Genomic DNA, 20,678 nt, shown 5'->3' on the forward strand with positions numbered 1-20,678 from the left:
CGGAGACGATCAATCCCCTGTGCATGCACCTTCACCATAGGGGAGTCCGTTCGATCCCGCCAAGGGGGTTGACGATCGTCGTCATCGGTGGCAGTGACGGGACGGACTGCGCGAGTAGCCTGGTGCGGTGACCATGCTGAACAAGGACATGACCCTGTGCATCTCGCTGTCTGCACGCCCGAGCAACAACGGCACGCGATTCCACAACTTCCTCTACGAGGAGCTGGGCCTGAACTGGATCTACAAGGCCTTCGCCCCGACCGACCTCGGCCAGGCGATCGCCGGCGTGCGCGGTCTCGGCATCCGCGGGTGCGCGATCTCGATGCCGTTCAAGGAAGACGTCATCGCGCTCGTCGACCGCATGGACCCTTCGGCGACGGCTATCGACTCGGTGAACACGATCGTGAACGATGACGGGGTGCTCACCGCCTACAACACGGACTACAGCGCGATCGCCCAGCTGATCGAGCGCAACTCCCTCGACCCTGCATCATCGGTGCTGCTTCGGGGCTCAGGCGGGATGGCCAAGGCCACCGCCGCCGCCTTCCGTGACGCCGGGTTCAGCCGCGTCACGATCGCGGCCCGCAACGAAGCGCGCGGTCGAGGGCTGGCCGACCTCTACGGCTTCGCCTGGACGGCGGATGCGGATGCCGCCAACGCCGACATCATCGTGAACATCACGCCGATCGGCATGGCGGGAGGCGCGGACGAGCACGCGCTGTCGTTCACCGAGGAGCAGATTGCGGCGGCATCCGTCGTGTTCGACGTCGTCGCCCTGCCGGCGGAGACGCCTCTGATCTCCGCCGGGCGCGCGGCCGGGAAGACCGTCATCACGGGCGCCGAGGTGGCGACCCTGCAGGCCCTCGAGCAGTTCGTGCTGTACACCGGCATCCGCCCCTCCGCCGCTCAGGTGCAGGCGGCCGAGGAGTTCATGCGGGCGCAGTGACCACTGCGCCCGCAGTCCGCCCCGAGGACCTCAGCCGTTGAACGCGGCGGGGTGGGGGCCGGTGCGACCGTCGCGCTCGAGGCGGTCGACCGCGGCCAGCTCGTCGTCGGCGAGCTCGAACCCGAACACGTCGAGGTTCTCGGCGATGCGAGCGGGGGTCACCGACTTAGGGATCACGATGCGTCCCTGCTGCAGGTGCCAGCGCAGCACGATCTGGGCCGGCGTCCGCTCGTGCCGCTCGGCGATCTCGACGACCGAGCGATCGGAGAGCACGGCGCCCTGGGCGAGCGGGCTCCATGCTTCGGTGAGGATCCCCCGCTGAGCGTTCGCCTCGGCGACCGCTCGGTTCTGCAGCGCCGGGTGGAGCTCGACCTGGTTGACGGCGGGCACGACGCGACCCTCGGAGGCGATGCGCACGAGGTGCTCGGGTTCGAAGTTCGAGACGCCGATGGCTCGTACGCGCCCGTCCGCGTAGAGGCTCTCGAGCGCACGCCAGGTCTCGGGGTAGGTCGCCAGAGCAGGCGTCGGCCAGTGGATCAGGTACAGGTCGAGGTGATCGAGGCCGAGCCGTTCGAGGGACGCATCGTATGCGCGCACGGCGGCGTCGTATCCGTGGTCGGAGATCCACACCTTCGACGTCACGAACAGCTCGTCTCGAGCGATGCCAGACTCGGCGATCGCACGCCCGACGCCGGCCTCGTTGCCGTAGATAGCCGCGGTGTCGATGCTGCGGTACCCGGCGTCGAGGGCGGCAGCGACGGCGGCCGTGGTCTCGGCATCCGGCACCTGGAACACGCCGTATCCGAGCTGGGGCATCTCGATGCCGTTGTTCAGGGTGAGTGTGGGGACGATGGGAGCGTTCATGCTCGTGCTTCTTCTCTCTCTGCGAATCGAGTGGTCACGCGGCGACGGTCTGCAGCGTGCCGGTGGGGGCGGGCGACGGCTTCCTGGCTGCGACCACGGCGATCACCATGACGACCAGGGCGGATGCGGTGATCGCGGCCCCGATCCAGATCGGCGAGGTGTAGCCGAGCCCTGCGGCGATGCCGAGGCCGCCCGCCCAGGCGCCGAGGGCGTTGCCCACGTTGAAGGCGCCGATGTTGGCGCCGGAGGCGAGGGTCGGTGCACCGCCGGCGTAGTGCATGATGCGGCTCTGGAGCCCCGGAACCGTGCCGAATCCGAACGCGCCCATCAGAACGAGGATCGCGATGGTCACGGGCTGCGACCAGGCGAAGAAGCCGAACAGCACGAGCACGACGACCAGAGCCGCGATGAAGATCAGCAGCGTGCGGTCGATCGATCGGTCGGCCAGGCGTCCGCCGATCCAGTTGCCCGCGACGAGCCCGGCGCCGAAGAGCACGAGCAGCCACGGCACCGTGGTGTCTGCGAAGCCCGTGACCCCGGTGAGCGTGTAGGCGATGTAGGTGAAGGCGCCGAACATGCCGCCGAAGGCGAGCGCGGTGACGATGAGCGACAGCCACACCTGTCCCGACCGGAAGGCCCGGAGCTCGCTGCGCAGACTCACCTGCTGGCCTGCCGTCTTCGGTGCCGTGACCAGCAGGGCGATGCCCGCGAAGGCGACGATGCCGATGGCGGAGATGACCCAGAACGTCGACCGCCAGCCGAACTGCTGTCCGAGGAAGGTTCCGAACGGAACACCGAACACGTTCGCCGCTGTGAGGCCGGTGAACATGATCGCGATCGCCCGCGCCTTCTTCTCGGGGGCGACGAGGTCGGCGGCGACGACGGATCCGATGCCGAAGAACGCTCCATGGCACAGCGCCGCGACGATGCGTCCGATCATGGCGGTCGTGTAGTCGGGCGCGAGGGCGGTGATCGCATTACCGACGATGAACAGCACGACGAGGCCGAGCAGCACCGGTTTGCGGGGCAGACGGGTCGTTGCGGCGGTGAGGCCGAGTGCACCGACGACCACGCTGAGCGCGTAGCCCGAGATGAGCCAGCCGGCCGTGGCCTCGGTGACCCCGAAGTCCGCGGCGACGTCGGGGAGGAGCCCCATGATCACGAACTCGGTGAGTCCGATCCCGAAGGCGCCGATGGCGAGTGCGATGAGTCCGAGTGGCATGGGTGTGCTCCGTGGTCCTCTGCTAAAGTAGTTGCAGACGCGGGATATTGCGTCACGAGGGATAATGATTGCACACGCACCTATCCCGCGCAAGCAACTACTTCGGAGGTCACTGTGGGCATCTCAGACGACGCTGTCGAGATCCGGGCACGCGGCTGGCGAACGCTCGCCGCTCTGCACGGGATCATCGAGGCCGACCTCGAGAAGGCACTGGGTGCATCCGTCGGCCTGTCCGTCGTCGAGTACACGGTGCTCGACGCCCTCAGCAGACAGGACGGTTGGCACATGCGCATGCAGCAGCTCGCCCGCGCGACCGCGCTGAGCCCGAGCGCCACGACGCGTCTCGTGACACGGCTCGAAGACCGCGGGCTGCTCACCCGCATCCTCTGCGCCGACGACCGTCGGGGCATCTACACCGAGCTCACCCCGGCCGGCCTGGCGCTCTACGAGAACGCGCATCCGATCCACGACGAGACCCTCGAGCGTGCTCTCGGCGAGGCGGTCACGCAGCCCGAGCTGGCCCCCGTCGTGCACGCGCTTCAGTCAGTGACCGCCGAGACCTGAGTCAGGCGAGCGCCCTCACGCGCTCGCGCGCGAGACCGTCACCTGGATGCTCTTCATCAGCGGCTGGTCGCTCTGGACGCTGAAGTCCTTGCGACCGATCAGCACGTTCATCTCCGGCATGTACCCGGCGGCGCTGCCGCGCGGCAGGTCGTACGGCACCGCGCGGAACGCCTTCAGCATCCGCGTCGAACCGTCTTTCGACGTCGACACGATGTCGACCGGATCGCCCTCGACGAGGCCGCGATCGCGCATGTCGTCCTCATGCAGGAAGACGAGCTCGCGCAGGTTCTTGACGCCTCGGTACCGGTCGTCGTTGGAGTAGATCGTGGTGTTCCACTGGTCGTGCGAGCGCACCGTCTGCAGCACGAGGGTGTCGGCGGACTCGGGGATGACGTTCGGCAGTGGAGCCAGGGAGAATTCGGCACGGCCCGACGGCGTCTCGAACACGCGGTCCCTGGCGGGCTGCGGAATGCGGAACCCGTGCCGGTCGCGGATCAGGTCGTTGAAGCCCTCGAACCCCGGCAGCACCTTCGCCATCACATCGCGGATGTTGTCGTAGTCGCCGACGTACCAATCCCAGGGCGTCGCCGTGTGCGGCAGGGTCGCCTTCGCGATGCCGGCGATGATCGCCGGCTCCGACCTCAGATAGGCGGATGCCGGCTGCTTGCGTCCCCTCGAGAGGTGCACCATGCTCATCGCATCCTCGACGGTGACGCCCTGCGGGCCCTGCGCCTGCTGGTCACGCTCGGTGCGGCCGAGACACGGCAGGATCAGGGCCTTCTCGCCATGCACGAGATGGCTGCGGTTCAGCTTCGTGCTCACCTGCACCGTCAGGCGGCACTTCTCGAGCCCCTGCGCGGTGAACGGGGTGTCGGGCGCAGCGAGCGCGAAGTTGCCGCCCATGCCGACGAACACCTTCACGCGCCGGTCATGCATCGCCTCGATCGTGCGGACGGTGTCGAGCCCCGGATGCCGCGGCGGCTCGATGCGACAGACCTCCGCGAGGCGGTCGAGCCACGCCTCCGTCGGGCGGTGATCGATGCCGCAGGTGCGGTTGCCCTGCACGTTGCTGTGTCCGCGGATCGGCGACGGGCCGGCCCCTTGCGGCCGATGTTGCCGCGCAGGAGCAGCAGATTGACGATCTCGCGCACCGTGTCGACGCCGTGCTCGTGCTGACTCACGCCGAGGCACCAGCTGATGATCGTGCGCTCCGAGGCCAGATAGACCGCAGCGGCGGCGCGGATCTGCTCTTCCGTGAGGCCGGACTGAACGACGAGATCTGCCCAGCTCGTGGCGTCGACCAGTGCGCGGTACTCGTCGATGCCGTTCGTGAGGGTGCTGAGGAACTCGCTGTCCAGCACCGACGGGTCGGTGGCGGCGGCTTCGAAGACGACCTTCGACATGCCGCGGATCAGCGCCAGATCGCCCCCCGGGCGCACCTGCAGGTTCATGGTGCTCGTGTCCGTCGCCGCGAAGCGCGCCATGTCGACGAAGTCGTGCGGCACGATCGTCCGGGTCGCCCCGGCCTCGACGAGCGGGTTGACGTGCACGACCTGCGCGCCGCGCTTCACGGCATCCGAGAGCGCGGTGAGCATGCGGGGGGCATTGGATGCCGCGTTGACGCCGAGCACGAAGAGGGCGTCGCAGTCGTCCCAGTCGTGCATGTCGACAGTGCCCTTGCCGGTCGCGATCGACGCCTTGAGCGCGCGTCCGGAGGCCTCGTGGCACATGTTCGAGCAGTCGGGCAGGTTGTTGGTGCCGTACTCGCGCACCATCAGCTGATACAGGAAGGTCGCCTCGTTGCTCAGACGCCCCGAGGTGTAGAACGCGGCCTCGTCGGGACTGTCGAGCGCCTGCAGCTCGTCGCCGACGAGCGCGAAGGCGTCGTCCCACGAGATCGGCACGTAGTGATCGGTGGCGGCGTCGTAGACCATCGGCTCGGTGAGACGACCCTGGTCCTCCAGGTCGAAATCGGGCCACGTCGCGAGCTCGGTGACCGAATGCTCGGCGAAGAACCGGCGGTCGACGCGCTTGCGCGTCATCTCCCACGTGACGTGTTTGATGCCGTTCTCGCAGATGTCGAGCTTCAGATTGCCCGGGTCGTCCGGCCACGCGCATCCGGGGCAGTCGTAGCCCGAGACGGGGTGGTTCATCTGCAGCATCGCGAGCGGTCCGGCGATGGGCTCTCGCTGATCCAGCACCACCCGCCCCACCGACACGGCGGCTCCCCACCCGGCGGCCGGATGCCGGTACGGCTTGCGCGACCACGGTCGATCGGTGCGAGGGCCGTATCCGCCCTGACGCGGCTCGGCGGGCATCAGCCCGAACGCGGTGCCGATGGGTCCCTGGCTATCGAGCATGGCGTGCCCCTTCTTCGGCGTGCGCAGACGGTGCGAGCCCGTCGAGGCGCACCCGATGCGCGTGCGAATAGATGTTCATCGAACGCCCTCGGACGAACCCGATGAGCGTCACCCCGGCCTCCTCGGCGAGCTCGGCGGCGAGAGACGAGGGGGCCGAGACGGCACTGAGCAGGGGGATGCCGGCCATCGCGGCCTTCTGCACCAGTTCGAAGCTCGCCCTGCCCGAGACCTGGAGGATCTGGCGACGCAGGGGAAGCCGGTCGTTCAGCAGCGCCCAGCCCACCACCTTGTCGACCGCGTTGTGTCGGCCGACGTCTTCGCGCAGCACGAGCAGCTCGCCCGAGTCGGCGTCGAACAGCGCGGCGGCGTGCAGACCACCGGTCTTGTCGAACGCCGCCTGCTCGGCGCGCAGCCGATCAGGGAACGACGCGATCTGCTCGGCCCCGACCTGGACATCGTCGACGGACACCGGATGCCGCGACACCGTGCGGACGGCGTCGATGCTGGCCTTGCCGCAGACCCCGCAGGAGCTGGTCGTGTAGAAGCGCCGAGCGGCCTCGGGGTCAGGAAGCGCGACGCCGTGAGCGAGGCCGATGTCGAGCACGTTGTAGGTGTTCTCCTGTCCACCGGTGCCGGGGCCACCGCAGTGGATCGCCGAATGGAAGTCTTCGGCCTGGGCGATGATCCCCTCGGACACGAGGAACCCCGCCGCGAGCTCGACGTCATGCCCGGGAGTGCGCATCGTGATGGCGAGCGGCGAGCCTGCGACCCGGATCTCCAGGGGCTCCTCGACGGCGAGCGTGTCGGCACGCCGAGCGGCTCCCTCCCCGAGAGTGAGCTTCAGTATCGGTCTCCGCGTCGTGATCCGCCCCACACGAGCGAGCGTACTCCGCGGTCACAGGATCGCCTCATACCCATCTCACCCGGTCGCCGGGTCCGCTTACCGCGTGACGCGACCGTCCACGAGGTGCAGCACCCCGTGCATGCGCGGCAGGTGCACGAGGTCATGGGTGACGAGCAGCGTCGAGGTGTTGCGCTCATCGGTGAGTCGGAGGATGAGGTCGATGATCCTCGCTCCGCGCTCCTGGTCGAGAGCGCTGGTGGGCTCGTCGACCAGAAGCACGCTCGGATCGTTCATGAGCGCTCGCGCGATGTTGACTCGCTGACGCTGTCCGCCGGAGAGCTGGTGCGGCCTCTTGTGACCGTGCTCGGCGAGGCCGACCGCGGCGAGCAGCTCATCCGCACGGGATGCCGCGGCGGCGCGATCGCGGCGGCTGCGCGGCGCACCGAGCTCGTTCATGACGCTCAGCTGCTCTCGGGCCGTCAGAGAGGGGATGAGGTTGGGCTGCTGGAAGACGATCCCGATCCGGTCCCGCCGCAGACGCGTCGCCTCGGCCGGACTGAGGGCCGTGACGTCGTTCCCGTCGATGAGGATCTCGCCGGAGTCCGGACGCAGGAGGGTGCCGGCGACGGCGAGCAGACTGGACTTTCCCGAGCCGCTGGGCCCTGTGATGCCGGTGACGGTTCCGGGGTGAGCCGTGAGTGAGACACCGTCCACGGCGGTCACCCGCGAGTCACCGTCGGGGAAGGTCAGAGTGATGTCGTTCAGGCGGATCATCGGTTGCTCCCGAGGGCGGTGAGAGGGTCGGCGGAGGTGACGGAGCGCAGGGCGAAGGCGGCGCCTGCGAGGCCGAGGGCGATCATGATGCCGCCCGGAAGGATGGTCGTGACAGGACTCAGCAGGAACGGGAGGGCGGTGCCCGCGAGCAGGCCGAGCGCGGTGACCAGGCTCAGCCCGATGCCGATGCCCGCCAGCAGGACGATCAGCGCCTGCCCCAACGCGTCTCGGATCAGGGAGCGCGTGCTCGCGCCGAGCGCTTTGAGGACGGCGACATCGCCCTTGCGCTGCATCGTCCAGACGGTGAAGAACGCCCCGATGACGAGTCCCGAGATGCCGAACAGCATGCCGACCATGAGCAGGAGCGATCCGATCTCGGAACGGAAGGCGCTCAGCGCGGTCAGGGATCCGAGGGTCGTCTCGGAGATCGTGTCGTTCGCCGTGTCCGCGGCATCCCAGTCGGGGGCGCCCGTGACAGCGAGGACCGTGGCGTAGGCGCCGGGGTTTCCGGTGGATGCCGAGTACGCCTGCCAATCCTGCAGGGTCATCTGCACGACCGGGGTGTGGCTGTACCAGGCATCTCCCTCGATCGACTCGACGTCGTAGGAGACGCCCGCGATCTCGATCTGCTCGCCGACCTTCGCGGCGAGCGCGTCCGCCGCGGGCACCGACAGGCGCAGCCGTCCGTTCTCGGAGGGGGCGGCAGCGTCGAAGCCGGGCTCGACACCGAACACCGCGATCGCGGCCCGGGTGTCGTCCGTCTCGGCGCGGGTCTGACTGATGCCGAGAGGGCGCGCGTCGGTCACCCCTGCCGTCTGCGCCCAGTCGTTCGCCTGCTGCTCGGTGATGGCGGAGTCCGCGAAACTGGCCGCACCGTCGCCGCCCGAGGGTGCGGAGAACACGATGCGGTCTGCGGGGAGCGCGAGCACGCCCGAGACGTTCTGGATGGCGAGTCCCCCCGTCAGTCCGCTGAGGAACCCGACGAGCAGGGTGATGAGGGCGACGACGGAGCCGATGAGGATGAATCGCCCCTTGGCGAAGCGGAGATCGCGTAACGCGACGAACATTGTGGTGCCTTTCCTGTCTCCGGTGCGGTGACCATTCCACTTTCGCCGTCGGCCCATTCGACGTCATCGGCCGCTCGACGAGCCTTTCGCGCCCGGAATGAGGACGCCTCGATCGTCCTTTCGGACGATGCCGTGGTGCGCTCGTCGGCGTAGAGTTCGAGCCATGGCGCATACCGCTCTGACCCCGGTGTTCGTGGGTCTGCGGACCGGTCTCCACGTCCTCTTCTTCGCCCTGACGGGGGTCGTCATCGCGCGGGCCGTGCTCGACCCGTCGGAGTCGAGCGCGTCCGCGATCGTCCTGGCGCTGATCGTCAGCGCGACGTATGCGTCGGGTGTGCTGCTCGCTCGTCTCTCCCGCGGACGACGGCGGACGTCACTGATCTGGCTCGCCCTGCTCTCGGCGGAGTGGTTGGGCCTGCTGTGGGTGAGCGCCGACGCCGCCTACCTCGTGTTCCCCCTGTTCTTCCTATTCCTGCACCTTCTGGGGCGCTGGGCGGGATCGGCGGCGATACTGACCGCGACGATCGTCGCCGTCTGCGCCCTCGGCATCCACAGCGGGTGGAGCGTCGGCGGCGTGGTCGGCCCGTTCGTCGGCGCCGGCGTCGCCCTCCTGATCGGCCTCGGCTACCAGGCCCTCGCGAGAGAGGCCCAGCAGCGCGAGGCTCTGGTCAGCGAACTGCTGGCGACCCGCGGACAGCTCGCCGCGCGCGAACACGAGTCGGGGGTCCTCGCGGAGCGCGCCCGGCTCGCCCGCGAGATCCACGACACACTCGCGCAGGGACTCTCCAGCATCCAGATGCTGCTGCACGCCGCGGAACGCGCCGATGACACCCGACCGGGCATCGAGCACATCCGGCTCGCGCGCGAGACGGCCGCCGCGAACCTCGTCGAGGCTCGGCGATTCATCCGTGAGCTGACCCCACCCCAGCTCGACGACCAGACCCTCGGCGGGGCGCTGCGCCGACTGGCGCGAACGCAGTGGGCGACGCAGGGACTCGATGTCCAGGTGCGGGTGTCCGACGCTGTCGTGCTGCCCATGCACCTGCAGACGGCGCTGCTGCGCATCACGCAGGGAGCCATCGCCAACGTCATCCAGCACGCTCACGCGACGACGGCGACGGTCACCATCGGCATCGAGAACGACCACCTGCGCTTCACGGTCGAAGATGACGGAGACGGATTCGACGCGGAGCTCCCTGCGCCGGGGACCGCTGAGAAGTCCGACTCGTTCGGTCTGCGCGCCACCGCCGAGCGAGTGGAGCAGCTCGGGGGAAGCCTCGTGATCGACACGGCATCCCGGCGGGGAACGACGCTCACCGTCGACCTCCCCTCACGGAGTTCGCATGATCCGCCTCGTGATCGCCGACGACCACCCCATCGTCCGTGCCGGTCTCCATGCCCTGTTCAGCCTGGAACCGGATCTCGAGGTGGTCGCGGAGGCGGCCACGCCTGATGAAGCGGTCGCCTGCGCGGAGCGCGAGAACCCGGACGTGGTGTTGATGGACCTCCAGTTCGGCTCTCAGACGGCGACCACGGGTGTGGATGCGACTCGACGCATCCGGGCGCTCGAAGCGCCGCCCTACGTGCTCGTGCTCACGAACTACGACTCGGATGCCGACATCCTCGGCGCCGTCGAGGCCGGTGCGAGCGGCTATCTGCTGAAAGACGCCCCGCCGCACGAGCTGACCGCCGCCGTGCGCGCGGCGGCCGCCGGAGAGAGTGCTCTCGCGCCCGTGATCGCCTCGCGATTGCTCGACCGGATGCGTGCACCCCGAGTCAGTCTCAGCAGCCGTGAGATCGAGGTGCTCGAGCGCGTCGCCGCCGGCCGGTCGAACAGCGAGGCCGCCGACGAGCTCTTCGTCAGCGAGACGACCGTGAAATCGCATCTCGCGCACATCTTCTCGAAGCTCGATGTCACCTCACGCACCGCCGCCGTCTCGGCGGCCCGACGAAAGGGCATTCTCCGCTGACACGGGCCGCACTCCGCGGTACTCACCTGTCGGACACGGTGCGACGGTGGGCGACTCAGCGGGAGTCGTCAAGCGGCGGAGCGGTCGAGGCGCGCACGATCAGCTGCGACCCGAGGGTCACGACGTCGTCGATCGCGGTGCCGTTCATCGCCTGAAGGAGCAGGTCGACGGCGAGCGCGCCACTGCGTTCGATCGGCATCCGCACCGTCGTGAGCGCCGGGGTGACCGCACCCGCGAGGTCGATGTCATCGATGCCGACGATGCTGATGTCGGCAGGGCACCGCTTGCCCAGCTCGAGCAATCCGGCCTCGAGTCCCAGGGCGACGAGGTCGTTGTAGGCGATGACGGCCGTGGCGCCGCTCGCCGCCGCCGGTGCGGCTGCGGCCCGTCCGCCCTGAATGGACGCGGCATGGTGGCTGAGCCCGGTGAGACGGATGCCGTGGCGCTCGCACGCTCGCGCGACGGTGTCGGCGCGGCGCACATCGGCCCATGATCCGCGCGGACCGGCGGCGTAGGCGATGTGCGTGTGCCCGAGGGCGGCGAGGTGCTCGATCGCCTGCGCAGGTCCGTGCTCGGTGTCCATGAGCACGCACGGTGCGCCGTCGATCTGCCGGTTGACCACGACGTAGGGGGTGTCTCCGACGAGGTCGAGCACGTCGGCGTCGGGCAGACGGGGTGAGCACAGCAGCATGCCGTCGAGCTTTCGGGCCTGCTCGATCTGCTCGCGTTCGCGGCGCAGGTCCTCGTCGGCGTCGAAGAGCACGATGCGATGGCGTCCGTGCCATGCCTGCCCCTGGATCGCCTTGAGCAGAGTGGCGTAGACGGGGTTCGCGACGTCGGGCACGACGACCCCGAAGGTGCGCGTGGCGGTGGCCGACTGCGACGCCGCGTAACCGAGCTCCCCCGCCGCTTCGAGCACGCGGCCGAGGGTGTTCGGGGCGAGGCGATCGGGCTCCCCGAAAGCACGCGATGCGGTCGCGATGGACACGCCTGCGCGTCGTGCCACATCCGTCAGCGTCGCTGCCATGTCGTTCTCCCGCCCTCGCAGGCAATCCTACGATCCTCCACCTCGATGTAAAACTGCTTGACAAGTTTGTACAAACACTGCACACTGATTTGCATGACGATCAACGCCGATCACCCTCAGCGGTGCGCGGCCCCGAGCGAAGGAGCCACCGCGTGAGCATCCCGGCACCGGCCCTGCGCCGCACGACCTCTGCCACCGCATCCCCGCTGGTCGCCCCGACGGCCCCGGGCATCCTGCACCTCGGCCTCGGCAGCTTCCACCGGGCACACCAGGCCGTCTACACGGCAGCCGCGCTGCAGTCCGCGGGCGGCGACTGGGGCATCGTCGGTGTCGCCTCGCGTTCGCGCACCATCGTCGACGCGATGCACGCTCAGGACATGCTCTACACGGTCGCGACCATCGCCCCGGGCACCACGTCACTCACCATCCCCGGTGTGCACGCCGACGCCTTCGTCGGCGCCGAGCAGCCCGAGCGCGTCGTCGCACAGATCGCCGACCCCGGCATCCGCATCGTGACCCTCACCGTCACCGAGAACGGCTACAGCTACTCCCCCGCCACGCAGCATCTCGACCTCGACGACGACACCGTGCGCTCCGACCTCCGGGGCGGCGCCGCCCGCTCGACCATCGGCCAGCTCGCCCGTGGCCTGCAGGCCCGTGCCGCAGCCGGTGGAGCGCCGATCTCGATCCTCAGCTGCGACAACCTCTCGGCCAACGGCGCCCACACCGAGAAGCTCGTCCGGGAGTTCCTGCACGAGCTGCCCGGATCCGAAGGCGCCGACACCCTCGCCTTCCTCGACCGCGCCGTGTCGTTCCCCTCGAGCATGGTCGATCGCATCGTGCCCGCGACCACCTCCGAGCTGCGCACCCGCGTCGACACCCTGCTCGGCGCCCGTGACGACATCCCGGTGCCCGCCGAGCCGTTCACGATGTGGGCGATCGAAGACCGCTTCGCCGGCGGACGCCCCGCCTGGGAGGCCGGCGGTGCCGTGTTCACCGACGAGGTCGGACGCTACGAGCAGATGAAGGTGCGACTGCTCAACGGCACGCACTCACTGATCGCCTACCTCGGCGCGCTCAGCGGAGTGGGGACGATCCCCGAGGCCATCGGGCTCGACGGCATCGAGAGCGCGGCGCGCGCCGTGCTGCGTGACGAGTACGAGCCCTCGATCGAGGTTCCGTCCGGCGTCGACATCCGCGCCTACGAGAGCGAGCTGTTCGAGCGCTGGGCCAACAGCGCCCTGGGTCACCGCACCAGCCAGGTCGGTACGGACGGCTCTGTGAAGCTGCGACAGCGCATCCCGGAGCCCGCGCTGCGGGCGCTGCGGCTCGGCGAGATGCCCCACCTGATCGCCCTCACGGTCGCCGGATACCTGTCGTGCATCGCCCCGCTTCCCGGATTCGACCCGGGCCTGCACGCCGCCGCGATGACCGACGGCGCCCGAGAGCGTCTCGCCGGCTATGCGGCGAGCGCCCGCACGGGTCGTGAGCTCGCACAGCGCGTGATCGGCGAGCTGCACCTGTTCGGTGATGGACTCGGATCACAGGATGCGTTCATCGCGCGCGTCGGCGAGCTCGTCGACACGATCCAGCGACGCGGCGTCGACGCCGCGATCGCCGATGCCGTCTCGGCATCCCCGACCACCACACCATCACTCACCCGCGCAGAGGAGTTGCAGCCATGAAGGCTCTCGCCATCCACGGCAAGGAAGACATCCGCTGGGAGGACCGCGAGGTCCCGACCCCCGGCGACGGCGAGGTCCGCCTCCGCGTGAACTTCGTCGGCATCTGCGGCTCCGACCTGCACTACTACTTCCACGGAGCGAACGGCGAGTACACGATCCGCGAGCCGCTCACCCCCGGCCATGAGCTGTCGGGTGTCGTCGACCTCGACCCGTCCGGCCGCCTGGAACCCGGCACCCCCGTCACCGTGCACCCCGCGCGCTACGGTGCCGAGGTCCCCGGGCTCGAAGGCCACCCGCATCTGCGTCCCGGCGGCGACTACTTCGGCAGCGCCGCCGCGAACCCCCACCGCCAGGGCGGGGCATCCGAGCTGCTGATCGTCGAAGACCACATGCTGCGCGTGCTCCCCGCATCCCTTCCGCTCGAGCGCGCAGCCCTCGCCGAGCCGCTGGCCGTGGCGATCCACGCCGTGAGCCTCGCCGGAGACATCACCGGCAAGCGGGTGCTCGTGATCGGCGCGGGGCCCATCGGACTCCTCGTCGTCGCTGCGGCACTCCACGCGGGCGCCGCGGTGGTCGGCGCGAGCGACGTGCGTGAAGAGCCTCTCGACCGGGCGACGTCCCTCGGCGCGACCGAGGTCTCGCTCGTCGGTCGCGACACCATCGAGAACGAGTCCTACGACATCGTGTTCGAATGCTCCGGCGTCGGAGTGGCCCTCACCCAGGCGGTGCGCGCGGCCCGCCGCGTCGGCACCATCGTGCAGGTCGGGATGCTGCCGAACGCCGACATCGGAGTGAACCTCGCGCCGATGCTCGCCAAGGAGCTCACCATCCGCGGCGCCTTCCGCTTCTCGACCGAGATCGACGACGCGGTCGCGCTGCTGGCCGAGTCCGACGCCCTCGACTCCGTCATCTCGCACGTCCTCCCGGCATCCGACGCCGTCCAGGCCTTCGAACTCGCTCGCGACTCGTCCGCCTCGGCGAAGGTCCTGCTGGCCCTCTAGCAACACCCTCCGCGCTCCCCGCGCACCCCACCCGATCCTGGTCCGAAGGAGTACCTCCCATGTCCGAACCGCAGACGACCGCCACGGTCGCCGATCCTGCCGCGAAGAGGTCGGTGCGCGACCTCGTGCGCGCCGCCATCTCCGGATGGCTCGGCACGGCCCTCGAGTTCATGGACTACCAGCTCTACTCGCTGGCAGCCGCCCTGGTCTTCGCCGATCTGTTCTTCTCGTCCGAGAACCCCGCCGTGGCCGTGGTCGCCGCGATGGCCACCTACGGCGTCGGCTACGTCGCCCGCCCGGTCGGCGCATTCTTCTTCGCCCGCCTCGGCGACAAGACCGGTCGCACGAAGGTCCTCTTCTACACGATCCTCCTGATGGGTCTCGCGACCACCCTCATCGGATTCCTTCCGACCTACTCGCAGGTGGGCGTCCTCGCCCCGATCCTCCTCGTGCTGCTCCGCATCGCGCAGGGCTTCGGAGCCGGAGCCGAGATCTCGGGTGCGGGCGTCATGCTCGCCGAGTACGCCCCCGCCAAGCGCCGAGGCATCATCGCCTCGCTCGTCGCACTGGGCACGAACTGCGGAACCCTGCTCGCCTCGGGCATCTGGGCGATCCTGCTCGTCGCGTACAGCGAAGACGAGGTCATCGCCTGGGCGTGGCGCATCCCGTTCATCGCCAGCGCCGTCATCATGCTCTTCGCGATCTGGGTGCGCTTCAACCTCAAGGAGACCCCGGTCTTCGAAGAGCGCGACGACGTGGTCGACGGCAAGGCGCTCTCGCGTGAAGAGGTCGTGAAGCTCGCCACCGAGACCAACGACATCCGCACGCTCGAGGCGATGAACCGCAAGCCCTGGAAGGCGTTCTCGATCGCGCTCCTGCTGCGCTTCGGCCAGGCCGGCAACTCGGGCATGATCCAGACCTACCTGATCAGCTACATCACCGTCGTGCTGCTGCTCGACCGCTCGATCGGCGTCAACGCCGTGATCGTCTCGTCGCTCGTCGCCTTCATCACGGTGCCCCTGTCGGGCTGGCTCGGCGATCGCTTCGGCCGCAAGCGCATGTACATGGTGTGGGCGATCATCGCGCTCATCATCATCGTCCCGACCATGCTCATGATCAGCAGCAAGGACACCGTGCAGGTCTTCGTCGGCTACGTGGTGCTGCACAACCTCGCGGTGATGAGTTTCGCGTCGCTCGAGAACCTCACGCTCCCCGAGCTCTTCGGATCCCGCAACCGCTACACGTTCACGGCCATGGCACGCGAGATCGCCGCCATCGTCGCGACCGGTGCGGGCCCCGTCATCGCCGCCGCGTGGGTGTCGGCCGTCACCGGCTCGTTCATCCCGATCATCATCATGCTGTTCATCTTCACGCTGTGCGCGCTCATCGCCTCGATCTGGATGCCGGAGGTCGCCGGTCGCGACCTCACCGACCCGCGCGACGCGATCTGATCGGACCGCTCTTCACGACCAGGGGTGCGGGCGCCCGAACGCCCGCACCCCACACCTCATTCCGCACCTCCAGGAGAGAACGACATGACCATCGAGATCGTCGACGTCAACATCACCAGCCCCGGACGCAACTTCGTCACGCTCAAGATCACGACCTCCGACGGCATCGTCGGCCTGGGCGACGCCACTCTGAACGGCCGCGAGCTCGCCGTCGCCTCGTACCTGTCCGACCACGTCGCCTCGATGCTGATCGGTCGCGATGAGGACAGGATCGAAGACACCTGGCAGTACCTCTACCGCGGCCCGTACTGGCGTCGCGGGCCCGTCACCATGGCGGCCATCGCCGCGGTCGACATGGCACTGTGGGACATCAAGGCGAAGAAGGCCGGGATGCCGTTGTACCAGCTTCTCGGCGGTGCCAGCCGCGAGGGCGTCCGCGTCTACGCGCACGCCTCGGGCACCGACTACGCCGCCCTGAAGAACGCGATCACCGGATACGAGGAGCTCGGCTTCACCGCCGTCCGCGTGCAGACCGGTGTTCCCGGCCTCGGGCAGATCTACGGCGTCTCTGCCGCAGGCCCCGGCGTGCGCTACGACTACGAGCCCGCCAAGCGCTCGGGCGACCGCCCCAGCGAAGAGACCTGGGACACCCGCAACTACCTCAACCACATGCCGGGGATCTTCTCGCAGATCCGGGAGGACTTCGGCACCGACCTCCGCATCCTGCACGACGGACACCACCGCATGTCGCCGATCGAGGCCGCGCGCTTCGCGAAGGACATCGAGCCCTACGACCTGTTCTGGCTCGAGGACTGCACCCCCGGCGAAGATCAGACCGCCCTGCGACTCGTGCGTCAGCACTCGACCACGCCGCTCGCGATCGGCGAGGTCTTCAACTCGGTCTTCGACTATCAGACCCTCATCACCGAGCGCCTGATCGACTACGTGCGCTCGGCGGTGACCCACACCGGTGGCATCACGGCCATGAAGAAGCTGCTCGACTTCGCCGCGATCTACGGCATCAAGTCCGGCATCCACGGGCCGACCGACATCTCGCCGGTCGGCATGGCCGCGGCGCTGCATCTCGACCTGGCGATCCACAACTTCGGCATCCAGGAGTACATGCCGCACAACGAGCAGACGCTCGAGGTGTTCCAGACCTCGTTCACGTTCGACAAGGGCTTCCTGCACCCCGGCGACCAGCCCGGTCTCGGTGTGGACCTCGACGAGGATGCCGCGGCGGGCCACGAGTACACCAAGGCGTACCTGCCGGTGAACCGTCTGCTCGACGGGACCGTCCATGACTGGTGAGGTGCGACGGGTCGCCCTTCCCCCGCGCACGGTCGACTCGCGCCTGATCGTCGTCGCCCGCGCGAAGCGGGCGGAGGACTACGACGCCGTGCTCGACGTGCTCGTCGATGCCGGCATCCGCAGCGTCGAGCTGACGCTGACCACACCGGGCACGTTCGAGCACTTCCCGCACCTGCTCGCGCGGTTCGGCGACGCGATCGACCTCGGCATCGGCACCGTCACGAACGCCGTGGACCTGGCACGGGCGATCGAGGTGGGGGCGGCCTACATCGTGACCCCGATCACCTCGCGCGACTTCGTCACACAGGCGACGGATGCCGGTGTGCCGATCGTCCCGGGCGGACTCACGCCGACCGAGCTGTTCGCCTCGTGGTCTGCCGGAGCATCCGCGGTGAAGGTGTTCCCCGCGGGGCAGGTCGGACCCGCGTACCTGAAGGATCTGCGCGGCCCTTTCCCCGACCTCGTCGCCGTGCCCTCGGGGGAGTCGACCTGGCCGGAGCCGAGGCGTGGCTGCGTGCCGGTGCGGTGGCGGTGAGCGTCGGCGGGCCGCTGCTCGGCGACGCGTTCGCCGGCGGTGACCTGCATGCACTGCGGGAGCGCGCCGCGTCATTCGTCGACGTCTGCGCGCGGAGCGGCGAGTGACCACCTCGTCGCCGTCCGTCGTCACGCTCGGAGAGACGATGGCGCTCGTGCGCACGACCGAGATCGGCTCGCTGCGTCATGCGAACTCGATGGCGTTCGGCATCGGCGGTGCTGAGAGCAACGTCGCGATCGGACTCGCGCGACTCGGAGTCACGACCTCGTGGCTGGGCCGCGTCGGCGACGACTCTCTCGGCGAGCGCATCGTCCGAGAGATCCGCGGTGATGGCGTCGACGTGCGCGCGATCGTCGACCCGGATGCCGCGACCGGCCTCATGGTGAAGGAGCGCCCGTCTGCGGCATCCACCGCGGTGCACTATTACCGTGCGGGGTCAGCCGGATCACGGCTGCGACCGGAGGACCTGCCCGACGGGTGGGTCGAGGACGCGTCGCTGCTGCACATCACCGGGATCACTCCGCTGCTGTCCGAGACGGCCCGGTCCGCCGTCCACTCAGCCATCGATCGTGCTCGGGCAGCCGAAACGATCGTGAGCTTCGACATCAACTACCGGTCGGCCCTGGCGTCGCCCGATGTCGCCGGGTCCGTGCTGCGCGAACTCGCGGAACGTGCCGACATCGTCTTCGGCGGCGACGAGGAGTTCGCCATCCTGCATCCCGGCACCTCGGCAGCGGATGCCGCGGAACGCCTGCGGGAGGCCGGATGCGCGACGACCGTGCTCAAGCAGGGACCTGACGGCGCCTCGGTCCTCACCGCCGGATCGGTGGTCGACTCGCCCGGGTTCACGATCGAGCCGGTCGACACGGTCGGTGCGGGCGATGCGTTCGTGGCCGGGTATCTGAGCGCTCTGCTCGACGGCCAGGCGGTCGATGCGGTCCTGCTCCGGGCGAATGCCTGCGGCGCCATGGTCTGCCTCGTTCCCGGCGACTGGGAGGCCGCACCGACTCTGCGCGACCTCGAGCGCTTCCTCGACGCCGACTCCGACCCGGTGCGCCGCTGAATCGGCGTTGACGCCGCCTCAAGACGCGTAGCCTCGAAGGATGTCCAAAGCCGTCACCTCCCTGTCCACGGCTTCCGCCCTCCCGGAGTCCGTGCCCCGTCGGACCCCGCTGTTCTCCCGCGCCGCAGTGAACTTCCGACCGGCCGCACTCGTCTACCGGGTCGTGGCGCTCGCCATCATCCTCACCGGTGTCATCCGGCACTCCGACATCCTGACCGGTCAGCCGGCATGGACGACCCTGCTGTTCTACACGATGGTCAGCAACCTCCTGTGTCTCGCGTGGGTGCTGCTCCTCCTCGTCCGCACGGTCGGCGATCTGCGTCAGCGCGGACGGTTCGGCACATCGACGCCCAGCGCGCGCGGCAGCGGAGCGGTGATGTTCGCGATCACCGTGACCATGCTGATCTACCTGATCGTGCTCGTTCCCTCGAGGTTCGCCGACGGCGACGCCGAGATCTTCTCACTCACCGACAACCTGATCCACATCATCACGCCCGTGCTCGTGATCGTCGACTGGCTGGTCTTCGTGCCGAAGGGATCGTTCCGGTGGATCGATCCTCTGCTGTGGACACTGCTCCCCTACGTTTATCTGACCTGGGCTTTCGTCTACGGCGCGCTCGGCGGCGAGTTCACACCGGGACAGGCGTATCCCTACCCGTTCATGGATGTCGACGTGCTCGGGGTCGCGGGCGTCGCTCAGTGGATCATCGCCCTCACGGTCGCTCTCGTCGCGGTCGGCTTCGTCTTCGTGATCATCGACCGCATCCTCGGATCGCTCGCCCGGCGGTTCGTCCGACACTGAGACGCCCCGCGCCGGCGCTCAGTTGATGATCTCCGCGCGGTCGTCTGCGCGGAGCGTCGCGAGCCGTTCACGCCATGCGGCGAGCGCCTCGGCCGAGAGGCGGGTCCAGTCGAGCACCTCGCGGACGACCCTCAACGGCTCCGCGCTGCGATAGGAACGTGTCGGACTGCCGGGGAACTTCTTGTCGGTCACATTCGGGTCGTTCTCGAAGTCCCCGGTCGGCTCGACCTCGTAGACCCGCGGCTCGCGATCACCCGGCGCGAGCTCTGCGGCGAGTCCCGCACCGTCGGCCACGGCGGTGAAGTAGATGTGGTTCATCACGATCTCGGGCCGGTAGTTCGATGGATATCCGGCGGTCAGCAGGTCGCCCGGTCGCAGGTCTGCCTTGGTGCCGTGGAAGAAGGGGCCGTCATCCAGTGCGTCGCTCACCCGCAGCATCCTATGACTGCGCGCACACGCAGGGAAGGAGATCTCGCAGTACGAAGGACGGATGCCGACGGCTCACCCTTCGTCGAGAGAGATCTCCTTCACTGCGGTCGTCGCACAGATGGCGACGGTCAGTGGCCCGAGCGTCGCGTTCCGATACCCGGTTCGTCGTTGTGGATGGACTCGTCCTGCACGGATGACTCCGACGACGGGTCGACGCGCACCGCACCGGAACCGCCCGAGTCGGCGCCAGCGTTTCCGGCGGGAGTCTCTCCGACCTGGTCGGGGTCGTCCGCGTTGCGGTCTTCGATCAGCGCGGCGATCCCTTCCTCGGAGGGTTCTGCACCGCCGAGATCCTGACCGGACTCCTCGCCGCGGCCGCTCACTCGGTGCCGTCCCGCAGGTCGGTCGGCGCGTCGCCGCTGTGCTGCAGACCCTCGTCCTCCGGAGCCAGGTCACCCTGTCCGTCGTCGCCCAGCTCGGCGTCGACCGGGTCGTCGCCCTGGGTCTCGGGCTGGTCGGTATCGGTGGGGAAGGTGCCGTCCGAGAAGTCGTCGACTCGGGGGATGCCGGGCATGTCCGGCGGGAAGCTGTTCGCGAAAGCGTCGATGTTCGACATGATGCCCTCCAGGGTTGGTGTCCGAGCTCTCATGATGCGTCCGATCCGCGGCGAGCGCAGGGCGGTTGACAGCCCGGCGGAGGGCGAGGATCATTCCCGCCCCGATCCCGACGGGTGACGTCACAGGCCGGGCCGATTCGGCGGGCT

The 20,678-nt window shown here is 68.9% G+C and carries 22 protein-coding genes; 11 read left to right on the top strand and 11 right to left on the bottom strand.

The annotated features are described in order from the left end of the window. Nucleotides 1-127: 127 nt before the first annotated feature. Complete coding sequence (locus ACZZ93_RS10850; RefSeq protein ID WP_463511090.1) at nt 128-946, top strand: shikimate 5-dehydrogenase; 819 nt, start codon at nt 128-130, stop codon at nt 944-946. Nucleotides 947-976: 30 nt separating this feature from the next. On the opposite strand, the gene ACZZ93_RS10855 is transcribed toward ACZZ93_RS10850, so the two are convergent. Both ACZZ93_RS10855 and ACZZ93_RS10860 read right to left on the bottom strand, forming a co-directional pair. Continuing rightward, nucleotides 977-1,810, bottom strand: coding sequence for an aldo/keto reductase (locus ACZZ93_RS10855; RefSeq protein ID WP_463511091.1), 834 nt, complete (start codon nt 1,808-1,810; stop codon nt 977-979). A 34-nt stretch (nt 1,811-1,844) separates the two neighbouring features. Then, nucleotides 1,845-3,032, bottom strand: coding sequence for an MFS transporter (locus ACZZ93_RS10860; protein WP_230101122.1), 1,188 nt, complete (start codon nt 3,030-3,032; stop codon nt 1,845-1,847). 114 nt (nt 3,033-3,146) lie between these two features. On the opposite strand from ACZZ93_RS10860, the gene ACZZ93_RS10865 reads away from it, so the two are divergent. Further along, entirely contained in the window at nt 3,147-3,596 is a 450-nt protein-coding gene (locus ACZZ93_RS10865; RefSeq protein ID WP_463511092.1) for a MarR family winged helix-turn-helix transcriptional regulator, read from the top strand. A 15-nt stretch (nt 3,597-3,611) separates the two neighbouring features. Here ACZZ93_RS10865 and ACZZ93_RS10870 read toward each other — a convergent pair whose 3' ends face one another. The 5 genes from ACZZ93_RS10870 to ACZZ93_RS10890 form a co-directional block, all read right to left on the bottom strand. After that, nucleotides 3,612-4,532, bottom strand: a complete 921-nt coding sequence (locus ACZZ93_RS10870; protein ID WP_463511093.1) for a molybdopterin dinucleotide binding domain-containing protein — start codon at nt 4,530-4,532, stop codon at nt 3,612-3,614. Next, on the bottom strand, nt 4,514-5,956 hold the full coding sequence (locus ACZZ93_RS10875; RefSeq protein WP_463511094.1) for a molybdopterin-dependent oxidoreductase: 1,443 nt from the start codon (nt 5,954-5,956) through the stop codon (nt 4,514-4,516). The genes ACZZ93_RS10870 and ACZZ93_RS10875 overlap by 19 nt, the downstream gene beginning before the upstream one ends. Beyond that, nucleotides 5,946-6,830, bottom strand: coding sequence for a formate dehydrogenase accessory sulfurtransferase FdhD (gene fdhD, locus ACZZ93_RS10880; protein ID WP_463511095.1), 885 nt, complete (start codon nt 6,828-6,830; stop codon nt 5,946-5,948). The genes ACZZ93_RS10875 and fdhD overlap by 11 nt, the downstream gene beginning before the upstream one ends. Before the next feature lie 66 nt (nt 6,831-6,896). After that, nucleotides 6,897-7,574 carry an ABC transporter ATP-binding protein gene (locus tag ACZZ93_RS10885; protein ID WP_295101248.1) on the bottom strand — a complete coding sequence of 226 codons (678 nt, stop codon included), beginning with the start codon at nt 7,572-7,574 and terminating at the stop codon, nt 6,897-6,899. After that, the gene (locus tag ACZZ93_RS10890) at nt 7,571-8,641 is read right to left on the bottom strand and encodes an FtsX-like permease family protein (protein ID WP_463511096.1); all 1,071 of its coding nucleotides are present in this window, start codon (nt 8,639-8,641) and stop codon (nt 7,571-7,573) included. Before ACZZ93_RS10890 ends, ACZZ93_RS10885 begins: the two co-directional genes overlap by 4 nt. Before the next feature lie 163 nt (nt 8,642-8,804). Here ACZZ93_RS10890 and ACZZ93_RS10895 point away from each other — a divergent pair, with 163 nt between their 5' ends. Next, entirely contained in the window at nt 8,805-10,094 is a 1,290-nt protein-coding gene (locus ACZZ93_RS10895; protein WP_463511097.1) for a sensor histidine kinase, read from the top strand. Next, nucleotides 9,985-10,611, top strand: coding sequence for a response regulator transcription factor (locus ACZZ93_RS10900; protein WP_463511098.1), 627 nt, complete (start codon nt 9,985-9,987; stop codon nt 10,609-10,611). The genes ACZZ93_RS10895 and ACZZ93_RS10900 overlap by 110 nt, the downstream gene beginning before the upstream one ends. Before the next feature lie 55 nt (nt 10,612-10,666). Here ACZZ93_RS10900 and ACZZ93_RS10905 read toward each other — a convergent pair whose 3' ends face one another. Beyond that, nucleotides 10,667-11,638 carry a LacI family DNA-binding transcriptional regulator gene (locus ACZZ93_RS10905; RefSeq protein ID WP_053098288.1) on the bottom strand — a complete coding sequence of 324 codons (972 nt, stop codon included), beginning with the start codon at nt 11,636-11,638 and terminating at the stop codon, nt 10,667-10,669. Between the two features lie 152 nt (nt 11,639-11,790). On the opposite strand from ACZZ93_RS10905, the gene ACZZ93_RS10910 reads away from it, so the two are divergent. From ACZZ93_RS10910 to ACZZ93_RS10940, 7 genes are all read left to right on the top strand, one after another. Then, nucleotides 11,791-13,323: a mannitol dehydrogenase family protein gene (locus tag ACZZ93_RS10910; protein ID WP_463511099.1), complete on the top strand. Its 1,533-nt coding sequence runs from the start codon at nt 11,791-11,793 to the stop codon at nt 13,321-13,323. Next, nucleotides 13,320-14,324 carry an L-idonate 5-dehydrogenase gene (locus ACZZ93_RS10915; RefSeq protein ID WP_053098286.1) on the top strand — a complete coding sequence of 335 codons (1,005 nt, stop codon included), beginning with the start codon at nt 13,320-13,322 and terminating at the stop codon, nt 14,322-14,324. Before ACZZ93_RS10910 ends, ACZZ93_RS10915 begins: the two co-directional genes overlap by 4 nt. Nucleotides 14,325-14,383: 59 nt before the next feature. Beyond that, nucleotides 14,384-15,775 carry an MFS transporter gene (locus tag ACZZ93_RS10920; protein ID WP_053098285.1) on the top strand — a complete coding sequence of 464 codons (1,392 nt, stop codon included), beginning with the start codon at nt 14,384-14,386 and terminating at the stop codon, nt 15,773-15,775. A gap of 84 nt (nt 15,776-15,859) precedes the next feature. Then, nucleotides 15,860-17,086, top strand: a complete 1,227-nt coding sequence (gene manD / locus ACZZ93_RS10925) for a D-mannonate dehydratase ManD (protein ID WP_053098284.1) — start codon at nt 15,860-15,862, stop codon at nt 17,084-17,086. After that, nucleotides 17,076-17,621 (top strand): bifunctional 4-hydroxy-2-oxoglutarate aldolase/2-dehydro-3-deoxy-phosphogluconate aldolase, encoded by a 546-nt coding sequence (locus tag ACZZ93_RS10930; protein ID WP_463511100.1) that lies wholly within the window; start codon nt 17,076-17,078, stop codon nt 17,619-17,621. The genes manD and ACZZ93_RS10930 overlap by 11 nt, the downstream gene beginning before the upstream one ends. Before the next feature lie 103 nt (nt 17,622-17,724). Continuing rightward, nucleotides 17,725-18,684 (top strand): sugar kinase, encoded by a 960-nt coding sequence (locus ACZZ93_RS10935; RefSeq protein ID WP_463511101.1) that lies wholly within the window; start codon nt 17,725-17,727, stop codon nt 18,682-18,684. A gap of 40 nt (nt 18,685-18,724) precedes the next feature. Further along, nucleotides 18,725-19,486: a Pr6Pr family membrane protein gene (locus tag ACZZ93_RS10940; protein WP_463511102.1), complete on the top strand. Its 762-nt coding sequence runs from the start codon at nt 18,725-18,727 to the stop codon at nt 19,484-19,486. A gap of 18 nt (nt 19,487-19,504) precedes the next feature. Here ACZZ93_RS10940 and arr read toward each other — a convergent pair whose 3' ends face one another. The 3 genes from arr to ACZZ93_RS10955 all read right to left on the bottom strand — a co-directional run bounded on the left by arr (nt 19,505) and on the right by ACZZ93_RS10955 (nt 20,531). Beyond that, nucleotides 19,505-19,915, bottom strand: a complete 411-nt coding sequence (arr, locus tag ACZZ93_RS10945) for an NAD(+)--rifampin ADP-ribosyltransferase (RefSeq protein ID WP_463511103.1) — start codon at nt 19,913-19,915, stop codon at nt 19,505-19,507. A 128-nt stretch (nt 19,916-20,043) separates the two neighbouring features. Beyond that, the gene (locus ACZZ93_RS10950) at nt 20,044-20,298 is read right to left on the bottom strand and encodes a hypothetical protein (RefSeq protein ID WP_463511104.1); all 255 of its coding nucleotides are present in this window, start codon (nt 20,296-20,298) and stop codon (nt 20,044-20,046) included. Then, complete coding sequence (locus tag ACZZ93_RS10955; protein WP_053098280.1) at nt 20,295-20,531, bottom strand: hypothetical protein; 237 nt, start codon at nt 20,529-20,531, stop codon at nt 20,295-20,297. Before ACZZ93_RS10955 ends, ACZZ93_RS10950 begins: the two co-directional genes overlap by 4 nt. Between the last annotated feature and the right edge of the window lie 147 nt (nt 20,532-20,678).

Source organism: Microbacterium sp. AC026, from assembly GCF_979258475.1.

Excerpts from the sequence above, each read along its gene's own strand:
- ACZZ93_RS10955 (WP_053098280.1), bottom strand. The coding sequence starts at position 20,531 with ATGTCGAACATCGACGCTTTCGCGAACAGCTTCCCGCCGGACATGCCC.
- ACZZ93_RS10890 (WP_463511096.1), bottom strand. The coding sequence starts at position 8,641 with ATGTTCGTCGCGTTACGCGATCTCCGCTTCGCCAAGGGGCGATTCATC.
- ACZZ93_RS10920 (WP_053098285.1), top strand. The coding sequence starts at position 14,384 with ATGTCCGAACCGCAGACGACCGCCACGGTCGCCGATCCTGCCGCGAAG.
- ACZZ93_RS10915 (WP_053098286.1), top strand. The coding sequence starts at position 13,320 with ATGAAGGCTCTCGCCATCCACGGCAAGGAAGACATCCGCTGGGAGGAC.
- ACZZ93_RS10930 (WP_463511100.1), top strand. The coding sequence starts at position 17,076 with ATGACTGGTGAGGTGCGACGGGTCGCCCTTCCCCCGCGCACGGTCGAC.
- ACZZ93_RS10885 (WP_295101248.1), bottom strand. The coding sequence starts at position 7,574 with ATGATCCGCCTGAACGACATCACTCTGACCTTCCCCGACGGTGACTCG.
- ACZZ93_RS10895 (WP_463511097.1), top strand. The coding sequence starts at position 8,805 with ATGGCGCATACCGCTCTGACCCCGGTGTTCGTGGGTCTGCGGACCGGT.
- ACZZ93_RS10860 (WP_230101122.1), bottom strand. The coding sequence starts at position 3,032 with ATGCCACTCGGACTCATCGCACTCGCCATCGGCGCCTTCGGGATCGGA.
- ACZZ93_RS10940 (WP_463511102.1), top strand. The coding sequence starts at position 18,725 with ATGTCCAAAGCCGTCACCTCCCTGTCCACGGCTTCCGCCCTCCCGGAG.
- ACZZ93_RS10875 (WP_463511094.1), bottom strand. The coding sequence starts at position 5,956 with ATGCTCGATAGCCAGGGACCCATCGGCACCGCGTTCGGGCTGATGCCC.
- manD (WP_053098284.1), top strand. The coding sequence starts at position 15,860 with ATGACCATCGAGATCGTCGACGTCAACATCACCAGCCCCGGACGCAAC.
- ACZZ93_RS10870 (WP_463511093.1), bottom strand. The coding sequence starts at position 4,532 with ATGCATGACCGGCGCGTGAAGGTGTTCGTCGGCATGGGCGGCAACTTC.
- ACZZ93_RS10855 (WP_463511091.1), bottom strand. The coding sequence starts at position 1,810 with ATGAACGCTCCCATCGTCCCCACACTCACCCTGAACAACGGCATCGAG.
- ACZZ93_RS10900 (WP_463511098.1), top strand. The coding sequence starts at position 9,985 with ATGATCCGCCTCGTGATCGCCGACGACCACCCCATCGTCCGTGCCGGT.
- ACZZ93_RS10905 (WP_053098288.1), bottom strand. The coding sequence starts at position 11,638 with ATGGCAGCGACGCTGACGGATGTGGCACGACGCGCAGGCGTGTCCATC.